Origin of the sequence: Lentzea tibetensis (assembly GCF_007845675.1) — a bacterium.
GTDB classification, from domain to species: domain Bacteria; phylum Actinomycetota; class Actinomycetes; order Mycobacteriales; family Pseudonocardiaceae; genus Lentzea; species Lentzea tibetensis.
On record NZ_VOBR01000017.1, the window covers coordinates 20,910 to 36,078 of the forward strand.

The 15,169-nt window shown below is 68.4% G+C and carries 18 protein-coding genes; 9 read left to right on the plus strand and 9 right to left on the minus strand.

What is annotated here, in order from left to right; genetic code table 11:
* Positions 1-64: 64 nt before the first annotated feature.
* Complete coding sequence (locus FKR81_RS25280) at positions 65-712, plus strand: alpha/beta fold hydrolase (RefSeq protein WP_146355430.1); 648 nt, start codon at positions 65-67, stop codon at positions 710-712.
* A gap of 55 nt (positions 713-767) precedes the next feature.
* Here FKR81_RS25280 and FKR81_RS25285 read toward each other — a convergent pair whose 3' ends face one another.
* Positions 768-1,382: a DUF3710 domain-containing protein gene (locus FKR81_RS25285; RefSeq protein ID WP_146355103.1), complete on the minus strand. Its 615-nt coding sequence runs from the start codon at positions 1,380-1,382 to the stop codon at positions 768-770.
* Positions 1,383-1,386: 4 nt separating this feature from the next.
* Complete coding sequence (dut, locus tag FKR81_RS25290) at positions 1,387-1,863, minus strand: dUTP diphosphatase (protein ID WP_146355105.1); 477 nt, start codon at positions 1,861-1,863, stop codon at positions 1,387-1,389.
* A gap of 24 nt (positions 1,864-1,887) precedes the next feature.
* On the opposite strand from dut, the gene FKR81_RS25295 reads away from it, so the two are divergent.
* A complete protein-coding gene (locus FKR81_RS25295) occupies positions 1,888-2,346 on the plus strand; it encodes a DUF3093 domain-containing protein (protein ID WP_235921757.1) in 459 nt (152 codons plus the stop codon).
* 78 nt (positions 2,347-2,424) lie between these two features.
* Here FKR81_RS25295 and FKR81_RS25300 read toward each other — a convergent pair whose 3' ends face one another.
* Positions 2,425-2,724 carry a DUF4193 domain-containing protein gene (locus FKR81_RS25300; protein WP_146355107.1) on the minus strand — a complete coding sequence of 100 codons (300 nt, stop codon included), beginning with the start codon at positions 2,722-2,724 and terminating at the stop codon, positions 2,425-2,427.
* Positions 2,725-3,162: 438 nt separating this feature from the next.
* On the opposite strand from FKR81_RS25300, the gene cei reads away from it, so the two are divergent.
* The 3 genes from cei to FKR81_RS25315 are packed head-to-tail and all read left to right on the plus strand — an operon-like array spanning position 3,163 to position 4,926.
* Positions 3,163-3,870 (plus strand): envelope integrity protein Cei, encoded by a 708-nt coding sequence (gene cei, locus FKR81_RS25305; RefSeq protein WP_186763164.1) that lies wholly within the window; start codon positions 3,163-3,165, stop codon positions 3,868-3,870.
* A 46-nt stretch (positions 3,871-3,916) separates the two neighbouring features.
* Positions 3,917-4,420, plus strand: coding sequence for a YdbT family protein (locus tag FKR81_RS25310; RefSeq protein WP_146355111.1), 504 nt, complete (start codon positions 3,917-3,919; stop codon positions 4,418-4,420).
* A gap of 41 nt (positions 4,421-4,461) precedes the next feature.
* On the plus strand, positions 4,462-4,926 hold the full coding sequence (locus FKR81_RS25315; RefSeq protein WP_146355113.1) for a hypothetical protein: 465 nt from the start codon (positions 4,462-4,464) through the stop codon (positions 4,924-4,926).
* Positions 4,927-5,019: 93 nt separating this feature from the next.
* Here the strand turns inward: FKR81_RS25315 and FKR81_RS25320 are convergent, their stop codons facing one another.
* The gene (locus tag FKR81_RS25320; protein WP_235921758.1) at positions 5,020-5,841 is read right to left on the minus strand and encodes an inositol monophosphatase family protein; all 822 of its coding nucleotides are present in this window, start codon (positions 5,839-5,841) and stop codon (positions 5,020-5,022) included.
* A 71-nt stretch (positions 5,842-5,912) separates the two neighbouring features.
* On the opposite strand from FKR81_RS25320, the gene ppgK reads away from it, so the two are divergent.
* On the plus strand, positions 5,913-6,674 hold the full coding sequence (ppgK, locus tag FKR81_RS25325; protein WP_146355115.1) for a polyphosphate--glucose phosphotransferase: 762 nt from the start codon (positions 5,913-5,915) through the stop codon (positions 6,672-6,674).
* A gap of 201 nt (positions 6,675-6,875) precedes the next feature.
* Positions 6,876-8,204, plus strand: coding sequence for an RNA polymerase sigma factor (locus tag FKR81_RS25330; RefSeq protein WP_146355117.1), 1,329 nt, complete (start codon positions 6,876-6,878; stop codon positions 8,202-8,204).
* Between the two features lie 138 nt (positions 8,205-8,342).
* Here the strand turns inward: FKR81_RS25330 and FKR81_RS25335 are convergent, their stop codons facing one another.
* A complete protein-coding gene (locus tag FKR81_RS25335; RefSeq protein WP_186763166.1) occupies positions 8,343-8,807 on the minus strand; it encodes an RICIN domain-containing protein in 465 nt (154 codons plus the stop codon).
* A 510-nt stretch (positions 8,808-9,317) separates the two neighbouring features.
* Here FKR81_RS25335 and FKR81_RS25340 point away from each other — a divergent pair.
* Both FKR81_RS25340 and FKR81_RS25345 read left to right on the plus strand, forming a co-directional pair.
* On the plus strand, positions 9,318-9,857 hold the full coding sequence (locus tag FKR81_RS25340) for a helix-turn-helix domain-containing protein (RefSeq protein ID WP_146355121.1): 540 nt from the start codon (positions 9,318-9,320) through the stop codon (positions 9,855-9,857).
* A 384-nt stretch (positions 9,858-10,241) separates the two neighbouring features.
* Positions 10,242-10,421, plus strand: a complete 180-nt coding sequence (locus FKR81_RS25345; RefSeq protein WP_146355123.1) for a DUF7455 domain-containing protein — start codon at positions 10,242-10,244, stop codon at positions 10,419-10,421.
* Between the two features lie 70 nt (positions 10,422-10,491).
* Here FKR81_RS25345 and FKR81_RS25350 read toward each other — a convergent pair whose 3' ends face one another.
* From FKR81_RS25350 to FKR81_RS25365, 4 genes are all read right to left on the minus strand, one after another.
* The gene (locus FKR81_RS25350; RefSeq protein WP_146355125.1) at positions 10,492-11,649 is read right to left on the minus strand and encodes an ROK family transcriptional regulator; all 1,158 of its coding nucleotides are present in this window, start codon (positions 11,647-11,649) and stop codon (positions 10,492-10,494) included.
* 2 nt (positions 11,650-11,651) lie between these two features.
* Entirely contained in the window at positions 11,652-13,070 is a 1,419-nt protein-coding gene (locus tag FKR81_RS25355; protein WP_146355127.1) for a sugar ABC transporter permease, read from the minus strand.
* A gap of 10 nt (positions 13,071-13,080) precedes the next feature.
* Positions 13,081-13,854, minus strand: a complete 774-nt coding sequence (locus tag FKR81_RS25360; RefSeq protein ID WP_146355129.1) for an ATP-binding cassette domain-containing protein — start codon at positions 13,852-13,854, stop codon at positions 13,081-13,083.
* Positions 13,855-13,920: 66 nt separating this feature from the next.
* Complete coding sequence (locus tag FKR81_RS25365; protein ID WP_146355131.1) at positions 13,921-15,042, minus strand: sugar ABC transporter substrate-binding protein; 1,122 nt, start codon at positions 15,040-15,042, stop codon at positions 13,921-13,923.
* Positions 15,043-15,169: the final 127 nt, after the last annotated feature.

The window sequence follows — 15,169 nt, forward strand, 5'->3', positions numbered from 1 at the left end:
CCTTCTGAGAGTCAGGGTACGCACGGGTCCGACAATTCCCGGCGTGGATGCCCGATGTGCGGTGATGCTGCCCGGAACAGGATCGGACGAGGTGTTTGTCCGTTCTGTCTTCCTCGAACCGTTGTCGCAGGTGGGGCTGCATCTGCACGCTCCAGCCACGCGTAGCGTCGCAGAACATCTGAGTGCGTTGGACGAGGCCGCGAAAGCCCACCCGATCGTGGTCGGCGGGATCTCGCTCGGCGCCCACCTCGCGGCGCTGTGGGCCTCCAGGAACCCCGGCAGGTGCGCGGGGCTGGTCCTCGCCCTGCCCGCCTGGTCCGGCCCGCCGGCGGACGCGCCAGCGGCCATGGCGGCCCGGCTGAGCGCGAACACCGTCCAGCGCGACGGCGTCGAGCGGGCATTGGCCGGTGTGGACGGATGGCTCGCCGCGGAACTGCACCGCGCGTGGCGCCGGTACGGCGACGGACTCGCCGCGCACCTCGCGGAAGCGGCGGACACCGACGCGCCCACCGAAGAGCAACTGAGCAACCTCAGCGCCCCAACGGGAATCGCGGCGTGCACCGACGACCCGGTGCACCCGCTCGAAGTCGCGCAGAGGTGGGCGAAAGCCATCCCGCGAGCCGCACTGGAGACCACGACGCTGGCCGCGCTGGGCGCGGACCGCGCGTCACTCGGCCGCGCCGCCGTAGCCGCCTGGCTGGCATGCCGTTAGGGGCACCCTTGCGACGAAAACTGTCGCGAGGGTGCCCCTGATGGCACTCGGGAACTCAGCCCTGCTGTTGCTGGATGTGCCGCGCGATGGTCTCGGGCAGCTCGATCGGCAGCGGCGTCCGCGGCGGCATCGGCTGCTCGCCGCGCACGACGACGGTGCCGCGCACGAGCTCGCGCAGCGCCTCGGCGTTGGACGCGAAGTGCTCCTCAGGGCCGGCCGCGACGCCGCGCAGCATCCAGCGCGGACCGTCGATGCCGACGAACAGGATCTGCACGCCCTGGTTGCGGGCGGTGATCTCCTCGCCCCACTCGCCGTTCTCCCGGTTGATCCGGGCGCCGTCCTCCTTGAGCTGGGTGATCAGCTCCGCGCCGATCTCCTTCCACTGCCCACCGGACTTGGGCGCGGCGAACGCGCTCACGGTCAGCTGACCGACCGGGGTCAGCAGGTGCACGGCGCGCACCTGGTTCTGCTGGTCCATCTCGACCTGCAGCTGGGCGCCGTCGGGCACGGGGAGCCGCACGGAGCCGAGGTCCAGTCGCTGCACCCCGTCGCGGGGCGCGTCGGCCTCGTCGAACGGGCCGTCGACATCGGCATCACCGAGCTCGACGTCAGGCTCCGCGCTCACCGCACCGGTGGCGTGACGACCGCGCTTGCGGCGCCTTCCGAACATCCCCTTACCCCTCCGCCTGACTTGTTCGGGCGAGCACGTCGTGCCCGCCGGTTGAGCCGTACCCGCCCGCGCCGCGTTCCGACGACGGCAGGTCGCCGACCTCGCGGAACACGGCGTGTTCGACGCGCTGCACGACGAGCTGCGCGATCCGGTCACCCCGTGAGAGCACGACCGGCTCACGCAGATCATGGTTCACGAGGCAGACCTTGATCTCACCGCGGTAGCCGGCGTCGATGGTGCCGGGCGTGTTGACCACGCTCAGGCCTACCCTGGCAGCCAGCCCCGATCGGGGGTGCACGAACCCCGCGTACCCGTCCGGCAGCGCGATCGCGACACCTGTGCCGACCACCGCCCGCTCACCGGGAGGGATCACCACGTCGGACGTGGTGACCAGGTCGGCACCCGCGTCGCCGGGACGGGCGTAGGCGGGGACAGGAACACCCGGATCGAGCCGGGACAGCAACACCTCGACGCTGGCCACGGCGGGCGAGATTACCCTGACGACGTGAGCGAGACTGCCGTGACCGCCCCAACGACCTTCCGCGAGCGCCTGTACGTCCCCTGGTGGGGCTGGCCGCTCCCGCTGGCCGCGGCCGTGCTGCTGGCCGCGGAGATCCACATGGGCTTCCCCGGCGTGCGGTCGTGGCTGCCCTACCTGATCACGGTGCCGCTGACGGCGTTCCTGATCGTGCGGATGGGCTCGGCGAAGGTCGAGGTGACCGACGGGGAGCTGCGCGTCGGTGACGCGCACATCCCGGTCGGGCTGCTCGGTGAGGTCGAGGTGTTCACGGCGCAGACCAAGCGCCAGGCCATGGGCCCGAACCTGGACCCCGCGGCCTACGTGGCGCACCGGGGCTGGATCGGGCCGATGGTGAGGGTCCGCGTGAACGACCCCGAGGACCCCACTCCCTATTGGCTCTTCAGCACGCGGCATGCCGAAGAGATCGCGGAATTGCTCCGCTGAACTGGAACAGAAAACCGGACTCGACTGGGCGCCACCCACCTGGGTGAGCGCCCAGTTCTCTTCCCCGACGGAAACGACTCAGGCGCAGTCGCGGCAGATGTACTGGCCGTTGTGCTCCTCGGCGAGCCTGCTGCGGTGGTGCACCAGGAAGCACTTCGAGCACGTGAACTCGTCAGCTTGCTTCGGCAGCACCTTGAACGTGAGCTCCTCGCCGGACAGGTCCGCACCGGGAAGCTCGAAGTTCTCCGCACTCGCGTCCTCGTCGACGTCGACGACTCCGGACTGCGTCTCGTTGCGCCGGGCCTTCAACTCCTCGAGGGAGTCCTCAGCGAGCTCGTCCGCCTCGCTGCGACGCGGCGCGTCGTAGTCGGTCGCCATCTTTTTCACCCCTGCGGTCTACGGAGACTGTTCGTGTCGCTGGTTAACGTCCCAGCGCCCTTTTTTGTGCCCACCTCCGCCGTGACGGAGGTCTCGCGCGCGTGGTTGGGAGCGGACCCCCTGGATTGCCACTGTCAGCTTGATCCAACTGCGTGCTGAGCGCGCAGAGGGTAGCTCATTGTCCATGTGACCCGACATCGGGTTACCCGTTACCGACCAGACGGGTGACAGGACCCCGTTACGCAGGCTCGATACCCTGTGAGCAAGGATGTGCAAACCCATGTGCAACCAAACCCTGTACCGGTACCGTCCCCACGGAGAGCTACCTGTTCGGGTGCGGAGGGTTACGCGCGTCGGGAGCGCGGACATCGACTGCAACGCATAGGCTGATCACAGCGAATGAACAGGCAAGCACTACGCCAGGGGAGGTCGGCGGACGTGGGACCCGCGAGCGCATCCGGATCGCCGTACAAGCGGCGCCGTCCAGCGCCTGCCGTGGTCCTGTTCGCCATATTGCTCGTCAGTTCGGTCTTCGTGTGGGTGCGGGTGTTCGGTTCGGACGCGGACGTCGACGAGGCGATCAAGTGCAACCCGCCCGGCCACTCGACGGTCGCAGCCGACCCGGCCGCCGCCGCGTCGTCCACGCCGCCGCCCGCGACCGGAACGGTGCTCGCGCACGACGCGCTCGATCGCACCGACCCGGTACCGATCGCCGAGGTGAACTTCCGCGCGTTCAACGCGGGCACCCAGCGCAACCAGGGGAAGTTCGTCGCCACCACGCTCGTCGAGCTGGGCATGAAGCAGGCGTCGGACGCGGGCAACGACCCGGTCTACCCGGCCGGTGACATGGGCTGCCGCGGCCAGATCCGCTTCGGCGCGAACGGCGCGGGCGCCGCGCGCACGCTGAGCCTGGTCGAGCCGTGCCTCGAGCTCGTGCGCGACGACCGCCAGGACGCGACCGTCGACATCGCGATCGGCCAGAAGTTCGACGAGGTCAAGCCGAACAACGACGCGCGCAAGGTGCTCGACCAGCTCACCGCGTGGGCCGAGGAGCAGCCGGAGCAGCAGGGAGGCCAGGCCGCCGAGCCGAGCCCGCCTACGCTGAACGCCGACAACCTGGCCGCCGCACGCGACGTCCACTGCTGACGTTCGGACCTGACTTCTCCGCGTCCGCGAGGTCTACCTTGCGCTCGTGAACGCCGACGTGCCGCCCGGCGAGTACGAGCTGTGGCGGGGTTCCCCCGAGGAGTACAAGGTGCTGACCTGGGCAGAGGTGCGCGGGATCCCCGGCACCCTGGTCGGTCTCGGCATCGCCTACGTGATCTGGTCGATCCCGTGGTTCCCGATCAGCCCGTGGCTGGTACTCGCGTTCGTCGTGTCGCTCCTCATCCAGATGCCGATCCGCCCGCTCGTGCGCTGGTACCGCGTCGCCACCACCTCGTACCTGCTGACCGACAAGCGCATCCTCACGACCACCCGCCCGTTCGGGTTCCGGCGCACCCGTGACTCACCACTGCGCCTGCTGAAGGCACCCGAGCTGCGCGACGAGACCGAGGACGGGTTCGGCACGATCACGTTCGACGGCAGCGGCACGCCCTCCTTCATGCTCGTCGGAAACCGCTTCGTGCCGACGCTGCGGGGCATCCCGGACGTGCGCGCCGTGCTCGCGAAGATCAAGGACCGGCTGGAGGACTGAAAACCCGGACAGGAGCGGGCGTGGAGCCCTACCTTGCGCACGTGAGCGCGGAGAAAGTGCTGTGGCGGGGTTCGCCGGTCCGGTTCCCGTTCCTCGACAGGGGTGTGCCCGCGTTCGTCTTCCACGTGATCGTCAACGGCGTCCTGCTCGGCTTCGTGCTGTCGTTCGCCAAGGGCGGCAGCTGGTTTCAGGTCGTGCTCGTCGGTGCGTGGGCGACCTACCTCGCCTGCTACGTGATCGGCGGCCCTGTGCTGAGGTGGCTCGCGCTGCACACCACCGAGTACGTGCTGACCGAAGACCAGGTGATCACGACGTACTCGGTGCTCGGCATCCGCCGGCGCAGGGTCAGGGAGCTGGCCGAGCTGCCCGAACCCGAGCTCGTCGAGACACCGGACGGCGTCGGCACCATCCGATTCGGCTACACGCTCTCGATCCAGCAGGTCAGCGACGCGCGATCGGTCCACACCATGATCATGAACCTGCGCGAGGCCGAGAACGCGGCATGACCGCGGAACTGAACTCCGCACCCGGATCCAGGAGATCACCAACGACCCTCGTCACCCGATCCCCCGCGTCCGGACGGGTGGATTTCCGCCCCGCTAGACCTTGCCGAACCCGGACTCGACGAGTGCCGCGCGCAGGTCGTCGGCGATGCCCGGCGCGGCCGCGAACGTGACGTCCTCACCCAGCTCGGGGCACTCACCGGGCAGCTTGACCACGGCACCCGCCTCGGCGGCGACCAGCGCACCCGCGGCCCAGTCCCAGCGGCCCAGGTTGTGCTCGGCGTACGCGTCGAGCCAGCCCGCGGCGACCGCGCACAGGTCGAGCGACGCGGCGCCCGCCCGGCGGATGTCCCGCACCCGCCGCGCCATCGCGGCGAGCGCGTCGGCCTGCCGCTGGCGCCGTTCCGGCCGATAGGCGAAGCCGTAGCCGAGCAGTGACAGGTTCAGGTCCGTGACGGCTGAGGTCCGCAGCGGCTTGCCGTCCAGGAACGCGCCGCGCCCCTTGGCGGCGGTCCACACGCGCCCGCTGACGGGTTCGACGACGGCCCCCGCCACCGACACGCCGTCGAGCTGCGCGGCGATCGACACGGCGTACCAGGGCAGGCCGTAGAGGTAGTTGACCGTGCCGTCGATCGGGTCGACCACCCACGTGAGTCCCTCGACGACCTCGCCGCCCTCCTCCTCACCCAGCACCGGCTCGCCCGGCCGCAGCTCGGCGAGCCTCGTCCGCACGTGCTGCTCGGAGGCCCGATCGGCGGCGGTGACGACGTCCGTCTCGGTCGACTTCGTGTCCACATCGGTGACCGCGGTGTGCCGGATCCGCTGGACGAGGTCGCCCGCCTCGCGGCCGACCGCCACCGCGATCTGGACGAGTTCCTCGACTTCGTGCGCCAACGGTTCCTCCTGCGTCACTCGCACGGGACTATCGGAGAAGGTCAGGCTAATGTCTCGGCACCACGGTTACTGAATCGAGTAGGAAGGCCACCGGGATGAGCATCACCCGCGGGTTCGGTGTGGACATCGGCGGCTCCGGGATCAAGGGCGGCCTGGTCGATCTCGAGGCGGGCGCACTGGACGGCGAACGCATGCGCATCCCCACGCCGCAGCCGTCGACCCCGGAGGCGGTCGCCGAGGTCGTCGCGGAGATCGTCGAGAAGTTCAACTGGGACGGGCCCGTTGGCATCACCCTGCCGTGCGTCGTCAAGCACGGTGTCGCGCTGAGCGCGGCCAACGTCGACAGGGGCTGGATCAACGCGAACGCCGCCGAGCTGTTCGCCCAGCGTCTCAATCGGCGTCCCGAGGACATCGTCGTGATGAACGACGCCGACGCCGCGGGCATCGCCGAGATGACGTTCGGCGCGGGCAAGGGACATGACGGCCTCGTCGTCCTGCTCACGTTCGGCACCGGGATCGGCAGCGCGGTGTTCCTCGACGGCCAGCTCGTGCCCAACACCGAGTTCGGCCACCTCGAGGTCGACGGCCACGACGCAGAGTCACGCGCGGCCGCCTCCGTGAAGGAGGAGAAGGACCTGTCGTGGGAGGAGTGGACCCCGCTCGTCAGCCGCTACGTCAACGTCCTGGAGAACCTCATCTGGCCGGACCTCGTCATCGCGGGCGGCGGCGTGAGCAAGAAGGCTCACAAATGGTTGCCGTTGCTCAAGGTTCGCACCGATGTAGTTGCAGCCGCCCTCAAGAACGACGCGGGCATCGTCGGAGCGGCCGTCGCAGCAGCTCACGGCATCCGGCATTGAACTAATTCGTACTCGATCTAGCTGCGAGAACGCCTGGTGACGCGCCCTGAAGTACCTCGGGGCGCAACAACCAGTCACCGACGTCGTTACAATGGAACGGCAACCTGCTGAACAAGATCGGCAGGGAAGCTCCCTGAACTCTGGCGACCGAGGTTTCGCGCCCTTCGGTTTGCCTTGAACGACCGTCGCGAAAGGGCGTACGTGGCAGCCGCAGAAACCGCAACCCGACGCTCCAGCTCCGCCGCGAGCGCCGCCAAAACGACCAAGGCAGCGGCCGACGAGGCCGAGGAGACTCCGAAGCGCAAGACGGCCGCGAAGAAGCCGGCCGCCGCGAAGACCGCTGCGGGCGCCAAGACCACTCGGGCGCCCCGGAAGACCGCAGCCGCCGCCAAGGCGGGGCCGGCCAAGAAGGGCGCCGAGGGCGAGGAGCCCGAGGACGCCGAAGGCGCTCCCGGCGCCGAGGACCTGGTCGAAGAGGTCGAGCTCGTCGAGGAAGTAGTCGTCGACGAGCCCGAGGAGGCCGAGGACCCCAAGGCCGAGGGCGACTTCGTCTGGGACGAGGAGGAGTCCGAGGCCCTGCGCCAGGCGCGCAAGGACGCGGAGCTCACCGCTTCGGCGGACTCCGTCCGCGCCTACCTCAAGCAGATCGGCAAGGTCGCACTCCTCAACGCCGAGGAGGAGGTCGAGCTCGCCAAGCGCATCGAGGCAGGCCTCTACGCGGCCGAGCGGGTGCGCCGCTCCGAGGACGAGCAGGAGAAGCTCACGCCGCAGCTGCGCCGTGACCTCCGCTGGATCGTCCGCGACGGCGAGCGCGCCAAGAACCACCTGCTGGAGGCCAACCTCCGCCTCGTGGTCTCGCTGGCCAAGCGCTACACCGGCCGCGGCATGGCGTTCCTGGACCTGATCCAGGAGGGCAACCTCGGTCTGATCCGCGCGGTCGAGAAGTTCGACTACACCAAGGGCTACAAGTTCTCCACGTACGCCACCTGGTGGATCCGTCAGGCGATCACCCGCGCGATGGCCGACCAGGCCCGCACCATCCGCATCCCGGTGCACATGGTCGAGGTCATCAACAAGCTCGGCCGCATACAGCGCGAACTGCTCCAGGACCTGGGCCGCGAGCCCACCCCGGAGGAGCTCGCCAAGGAAATGGACATCACGCCCGAGAAGGTGCTGGAGATCCAGCAGTACGCGCGTGAGCCCATCTCGCTGGACCAGACCATCGGTGACGAGGGCGACAGCCAGCTCGGTGACTTCATCGAGGACTCCGAGGCCGTGGTGGCCGTGGACGCGGTGTCGTTCACGCTGCTGCAGGACCAGCTCCAGTCGGTGCTCGCGACGCTGTCCGAGCGCGAGGCCGGTGTCGTCCGGTTGCGCTTCGGTCTCACCGATGGCCAGCCGCGCACGCTGGACGAGATCGGCCAGGTCTACGGCGTCACGCGTGAGCGGATCCGGCAGATCGAGTCGAAGACGATGTCCAAGCTGCGCCACCCGTCGCGGTCCCAGGTGCTCCGCGACTACTTGGACTAGCTAGACAAACGACGAACGGCCCCTCACTCGAGGGGCCGTTTTTCGTTGGCGAGGAGATACGGGAAGAGCCCCGGCGTCCGGACGCCGGGGCTCTCCTGCGTTCACAGTCCTCGTCGGCGAGCTCGCGCCGGCCGGGAATCAGGCAGCGCGGTCGTACCAGCGCTGGTTGGAGCCACCCCAGCAGTCCCACAGCCCGGAGACGGCACCGTTGTTGTTGTTGTTGAAGCCGAGGATCTCCAGGCACTTGTTGTTCTGCTTGTTCCTGATCTCGGCGCCGTTGCGGTACCACTTCTGGTTGGAGCCGCCCCAGCAGTCCCACAGACCGACGTGCGCGCCGTTGTTGTTGTTGAACCCGAGCAGCTCGAGGCACTTGTGGTTCTGGACGTTGCGGATCTGGTCACCGTCCCAGTACCACTTCTGGTTCGCGCCGCCCCAGCAGTCCCACGTGCCGACCTCGGCACCGTTGTTGTTGTTGAAGCCCAACAGCTCCAGGCACTTCTGGTTGTGCTCGGACACGATGTTGATCGTGGGGCCCGCCGCCGACGCGGGCGCCGCGGTGAACACGCCCAGCGACAGCACGACTGCCGCCGCGATGGCGAACAATCTGCCGAATCCAGAAATACGCAACTTGAACTCCCCATTCATTTTCCGTCAGCCGGGGAATCTCCCGACGAAATGCAGTCTTCCGATGAGAGGGGGCGATGCACAGCTTGCGTTCCGACTGTCGGAACATAAAGGAAGAACTCCCAGGTCGGGGCAACCGGCACGCTCCACTGCACGTCAGCGGGCCGAGGCGCGCGAGACGTGCGCGGCAGGTGCGAACTCGCGCGCATTTGCGGAATACCGAAAGACACGCACTGCGCCAATTGGAGGACTCCGCTGGCCGAATGGGATCGCGCACATTTCGGTCGAGCGCTACCACGCAGGTGCGGCGGACGCGACGGTGCCCGGTCGCCCGGACTTACTCATGCCGAGCAGCCCCTCGGCAGGCATGAATGAGTACCCCCGTACTCATGTGAATCGGGTCCCCGCCCGACACGATCAGTCTGTGGCCGAGCCCGCAGGGGTGCACAGGGTTCGTTCCGGCCACCGGACCGAGGGGGAGCAAACAGGATGGGGAGATCAGTACTGGCTGGGGCGTTCGCGTTGCTGGACACCCTGATGGAGCACGGCGAGATGGGACTGAGCCAGCTCGCGACGAAGTCCGACATGCCGAAGACGACGGTCCACCGGTTGCTCGACCAGCTGGAGGAACTGGGCGCCGTGGAGAACGCGCGGGGGCGGTACCGGATCGGGGCGCAGATGTTCCGGTTCGGTCAGGTGTGGGAGCCGTACCCGCGGCTGCTGCAGGTGGCGAGGCAACCGCTGCGCGCGCTGTCCGCGACGATCCGGACGACGACGGTGCTGGCCGTTCCGCGACGGGACAGGGAGCTCGTCGCCGCGGCCAGCGTCGTGCGGGCCGAGGACGTCATCCGGCTGCGGCCCGGCTCCACGCTGCCGAGCGGGCTCAACCTGGTGAGCGCGCCGGTCAAGTCGCCGTCGAACGGTGTCGTCGGTACGGTCTCGGCGGTGCTGACGGACGTCCGCAGCGCCACGGCGATGAGGGAGGCCGTGGGGCACGCCGCGCGAGCGATCAGCACGGCGCTGCGGTAGGGAGATCGGAAAGATCACGCTCAGACGTCCGAATCGTGGGACGTTCGTTATCTGTTCGCTCTCAGCGGACTCGAGCGACCGTTATCACACCACTGGCAGCACACAATCGACCGAATGGCCCGTTTTTGCTGCTCCGTCAGTCGAACCACGGTTGCGCTGGGTACGTGTCAAGACGGAGAACCGGTGGTGTCGGCAGGGTTGAACGTGCGACAAGCGGGTAAATCCGGGAGTGACGCGAGTCGCCACGTACACGGGAACACTGACTATCGCTGATTCGTCTGTCAGAGTGGAGCCAGCGAGCACCGCGCACCAGCCAGGGGCGCTGTGGTCGCAGCTTGGTAAGAGGGCACCTAAACGTGGGTGCCGGGACGGAGGGAGATTTCCATGACTACCGCGCTCACCCGCCCCGAACTGACCGCTGCCGACCGCTGCGACCGCTGCGGGGCTGCTGCCCAGGTTCGCGCCGTGCTCCCCTCCGGAGGAGAGCTCCTGTTCTGCGGGCACCACGCCCGTGCGCACAGCGAGAAGCTGCGCGAGCTCGCTGCTGAACTTCAGCAGGGCTGAGTTACCCTACCTAGCCGTCCCGGGGCGGGAGACCAGGAAAGGTCTCCCGCCCCCTTGCATTTCCAGCAGGTCAGATGCGTTCGAGCACCGGCTCGAAGGCCAGTTCCGCGGCCCCCAGCAGCTTCGCGTCGCGCCCCAGCGGCGACGTGACGATCTGCGTTCCGCCCACGGCGCGCGACACGAGGCTGCGCCGCTGCACCACGTCGCTCACGTAGGCCACGACGGAGTCGGGCAGCGACGTGTAGAGGTCTCCCAGCACCACCAGTTCGGGCCCCAGCACGTTCACCACGTTCACCAACCCGAGCGCCAGCCACTCGGCGAACCCGTCGAGCTTCGCGACGTCCTCGAGCGCCTTGAGCTCCGCTACGACGGCACCTCGCGGCGCGTCCTCCGGCAGGCCCAGCGCACGGCACAGCGCGGCCTCGCCGACCTCGGTCTCCCAGCAGCCGTCGCAGCCGCAGTAGCAGCGCCGGCCACCGGGACGCACGACCATGTGCCCCAGCTCCCCCACGTACCCGCCGACGCCGCGCAACGGCGCGCCGGACAGGATCACGCCACCGCCGACGCCGACGTCCGCGGAGATGTAGACCATGTCCTGCGACGCGCGGGCCGCGCCGCGCACGTGCTCGGCGAGCGCACCCAGCTCCGAGTCGTTGCCGACCTGCACGGGCAGCTTCAGCACGGCCTCGAGGCGCTTGCCCAGTGCCACGTTCGTCCAGTGCAGGTTGGGCGCCTCGTGGACGAGGCCGTCGGAGCGGCGGACGACGCCCGGCACGGAGACGCCGACGCCGACCGCCGTGACGGCCAGGTCGTCGGCCATCAGCTTGGCCGACTCGACGACGTGCGTGATGACCTCGCCCGGATCACGCGTCCGGTGGTGCAGGTTCCAGCTGTCGCGGCCGAGTATCTCGCCACCGAGACCGACGAACCCCATGGCGACCTGCTCCACCCGCACGTCGATCGTCATGACGACGGCGGCGTGCGGCTGGGGCAGGACGAGCAACGACGGACGGCCGGCGCCGCTGCGCTGCGCCGGCACGCGTTCGGCGACCACGCCACCTTCGGCGAGGCCGTCCACCAGTGCCTTGATCGTGCTGCGGTTGAGTCCGAGCTCAGCCGCGAGCGAGGCCCTGGTGGACGGGCCGTCCACGTGCAGGCGGCGCAGCAGCGCCGTCCGGTTGTGCCTGCGGATCTCGTCCGGACGGGTGCCGGAGGTCGGCCCCGTCACCGCTAGGAGACTGCCGCGCGCTTACGGGACAGCGCATCCACGCTGGCCGCCAGCAGCAGCACGAGTCCGGTGACGATCGAGACGACGGCCGCCTCCTGCTTGAGCAGGCCCAGGCCGTTCTCGATGATCGCGATCACCGCGCCACCGATCACCGCGTCCCGCAGCCGTCCCTTGCCGCCGAACAACGACGTGCCACCGATGACCGCCGCGCCGACCGCGAACAGCAGCGTGTTGCCGCCACCCGACGAAGGCGCGACCGAGCCGACCTTCGACGCGAGCACGATCGACCCGACCGCGGCGACGGTCGAGCAGATCACGAAGACGCTCATGCGGATCTTGGGCACGTTGACACCGGCACGGCGCGCCGCTTCGGCGTTGCCACCGACCGCGTAGACGTGCCGTCCGTACTTGGTGCGGTCGAGCACGGTCGTGCCGACCGTGAGCAGCACCAGCACGATGGGCACGACGTAGGGCACACCCTCGATGACGATCGTCGGGTTGGGCGCGCGGTTCAGCGTCAGCAGGTAGGTGCCGGCCGCGGCGAGCACGACGACAGCAGCCACCTTGATCAGCACCAGCGACGTCGGCTGGGCGACCAATCCCTTGCGCAGCCGCGAGAAGTGCCGCGACAGCACGACGGCGGTGTAGCCGCCTGCGGCGACGATGAACAGCGCCCACGACAGCGACGTGCTCAGGTTGCCGTTGGCGACCTTGAACAGGACCTCGTCGTTCCGGATGGGCAGCGTGCCGCCCTGACCGATCAGCTTCAGGATCACGCCGCCCCACATCAGGAACAGGGCCAGCGTCACGACGAACGACGGAATGCCGACCCGCGAGACCAGGAAACCGGTGAGGCAACCGATCGCGCAGCCGATGCAGACCGCGAGCAACATCTCCACCCACGCGTTCGGCGGAACGCCGAGCAGCATGATCGCCGCGGCACCCGCGGCGAGCACCGCGCCCGCCCAGATGCGCATCAACACCGCGGCCACGATGGCCAGCGCGATCACCACGAGGAAGATGTAGAACACGGTGTCGCCCATGCCCAGCATCATGTTGCCGCCGCGCACGTAGTGCAGCGCCATCATCGATGCCGCCACTCCGGACGCGGTGCCCGCGGAAAGGTCGATCTCACCGAGCAGCAACACGAACACCAGGCCCATCGCGATGATCACGATGCCGGCGCCCTGCTGGAACAGGTTCGCGACGTTGGCGAGCGTGAGGAACGCGTCGGACTGCGTGGCGAAGAACAGCACCAGCACCAGAAGGCCGAGCAGTGCGGGAAGCGACCCGAGGTCACCACCGCGCACCTTCGCGACGTAGTCCTTCAGCGCCTCAGTCGTGGACCTCGACGTGGTGTCGATGCCGAAGTCGGAGATGGCGCCCTCCTGCGGGGCCGCCTTCTCGTTGGTGTCAGTCATGTCCAGGTCCTCAGATGGTGGCGGCTTCGGGGCGGGCGATGCCGAGGTCACCGGAACGACCCGCGGTGATCAGCTCGACCACCTGGCCGTGGGTGACGTCCTTGGCGGGCAGTTCCGCCGCCAGCCTGCCGAGGTAGAGACACGCGATGCGGTCCGCGACCTCGAACACGTCGTTCATGTTGTGGCTGATCAGCACCACGCCCAGCCCCTGCTCGGCGAGCCTGCGCACGAGGTCCAGCACCTGCCGGGTCTGTGCGACGCCGAGCGCGGCCGTCGGCTCGTCGAGCAGCACCACCTTGCTGTCCCACAGCACGGACTTCGCGATCGCCACGGTCTGCCGCTGACCACCGGACAGCGACGACACCGGCGTGCGGACGGACTTCACCGTGCGAACGCTCAGCGACGCGAGCGTCTTGCGCGCGGCCTGTTCCATGTCCGCCTCGTCGAGCAAACCCGCCTTGCCGCGTTCCCTGCCGAGGAACATGTTCTGGACGATGTCCAGGTTGTCGCACAGCGCGAGGTCCTGGTACACGACCTCGATGCCGAGCGCGGCCGCGTCACGCGGACCGTGGATGTTGACCGGCTGATCCTCGAACAGGACCTCGCCGGAGTCGGTGCCGTGGATGCCCGCGATGCACTTGACGAGCGTGGACTTTCCGGCGCCGTTGTCACCGACGAGCGCGGTGACCTCTCCTGGCCGGACCGAGAAGTCGATGTCGTGCAACACGTGCACCGGGCCAAAGCTCTTGTTGATACCGCGTAGCTCGAGAATCGGCTCGCTCACAACACTGCCTCCTCTGTGTCGAAGCGGCGGGACGCTCGGAAGCGTCCCGCCGCAGCGAGCGATGCGCTACTTGATGCCGAGCTGGTCGCAGACGGCCTTCACGTCGGCGACACAGACCTCGGACGCCTTCACCGCACCGGAGTCGATCACGGACTTGACCTTGTCCTTGGTGATCAGCTGCGCGGGCAGCAGCACGGACTTGACGTCACGGTTGTTCTTGCTGTCCTTGGTGGTGCCCGTGGCGATCTTGTCCGCGGCGGCGGTGTCGCCCTTGGCGAGCGCGGCGGCGAGCTTGGCGGTGGCCTCCGCCTCGTCCTTGATCGGCTTGAAGACGGTCATGTACTGGTCGCCGCGCAGCACGGCCTGCAGGCCGTCCGGGGTGGCGTCCTGGCCGGTGACCGGCACCTTGCCGTTCAGGCCGACCTTCTTCAGCACGGTGATGACCGCGCCGGCGAGACCGTCGTTCGCGGCGACGACGCCGTCGACCTTGCCGGCGTTGCCGGTCAGGATCTGCTCGAAGACCTGGCCGCCCTTCTGGTTGTCCCAGCCGTCGATCGGCTGCGACTGCACCAGCTTGAGCTTGCCGCTGTCGTAGAGCGGCTTGAGGACCTTCTGCTGACCCTCGTGGAACAGGGTGGCGTTGTTGTCCGTCGGGGCACCCTCGATCTCGATGACCTGCGAGCCCGCCGGCTTGTCCTTCATCGCATCGGCAAGGCCCTGACCCTGCAGCTCGCCGACCTTCACGTTGTCGAAGGACACGTAGTACTTCGACGAGCCACCGATGTTGAGGCGGTCGTAGTCGATGACCGGGACGCCCTGCGCCTCGGCCTTCTGCGCGACCGTGGCGCCGACCGAGGTGTCCGGTGCGGCGATGATCAGGACCTTGACGCCCGAGCTGAGCATCTGGTCGGCGAGCGTCGAGAACTTCTGCAGGTCGCCCTGCGCGTTCTGGATGTCCGCGTCGAGACCGGCGTCCTTGAGCGCCTTCTCCAGGAGCGGCTTGTCGAAGCCTTCCCAGCGAGCGGAGGTCGCGGTCTCCGGGAGGATGACGCCGACCTTGGCTCCCCCGCTCGCGGACCCCGAGTTGGTGCTTCCGGAGCCACCGGAAGACGTGTTGGCACCGCACGCCGTCACAGCCACGGCAAGGCCGGCTCCGACGGCGATGAAGGCGAGGCTCTTGCTGCGCATCCGCCATCCCTTTCACTGCGTGTGAACGGAAAATGTTGTGGCGCACAACGTATGCCTGACATGTGGGTGACGGGAACCACACTGGATCGATTAAGTGGCAACAATGCGGTAACCAGAGTGACATCTA

What these genes read in the sequence shown, in the direction of transcription:
- FKR81_RS25280 (WP_146355430.1), top strand. Translation starts at nt 65, where the DNA reads ATGCTGCCCGGAACAGGATCGGACGAGGTGTTTGTCCGTTCTGTCTTC.
- FKR81_RS25285 (WP_146355103.1), bottom strand. Translation starts at nt 1,382, where the DNA reads ATGTTCGGAAGGCGCCGCAAGCGCGGTCGTCACGCCACCGGTGCGGTG.
- FKR81_RS25300 (WP_146355107.1), bottom strand. Translation starts at nt 2,724, where the DNA reads ATGGCGACCGACTACGACGCGCCGCGTCGCAGCGAGGCGGACGAGCTC.
- ppgK (WP_146355115.1), top strand. Translation starts at nt 5,913, where the DNA reads ATGAGCATCACCCGCGGGTTCGGTGTGGACATCGGCGGCTCCGGGATC.
- FKR81_RS25340 (WP_146355121.1), top strand. Translation starts at nt 9,318, where the DNA reads ATGGGGAGATCAGTACTGGCTGGGGCGTTCGCGTTGCTGGACACCCTG.
- FKR81_RS25345 (WP_146355123.1), top strand. Translation starts at nt 10,242, where the DNA reads ATGACTACCGCGCTCACCCGCCCCGAACTGACCGCTGCCGACCGCTGC.
- FKR81_RS25355 (WP_146355127.1), bottom strand. Translation starts at nt 13,070, where the DNA reads ATGACTGACACCAACGAGAAGGCGGCCCCGCAGGAGGGCGCCATCTCC.
- FKR81_RS25365 (WP_146355131.1), bottom strand. Translation starts at nt 15,042, where the DNA reads ATGCGCAGCAAGAGCCTCGCCTTCATCGCCGTCGGAGCCGGCCTTGCC.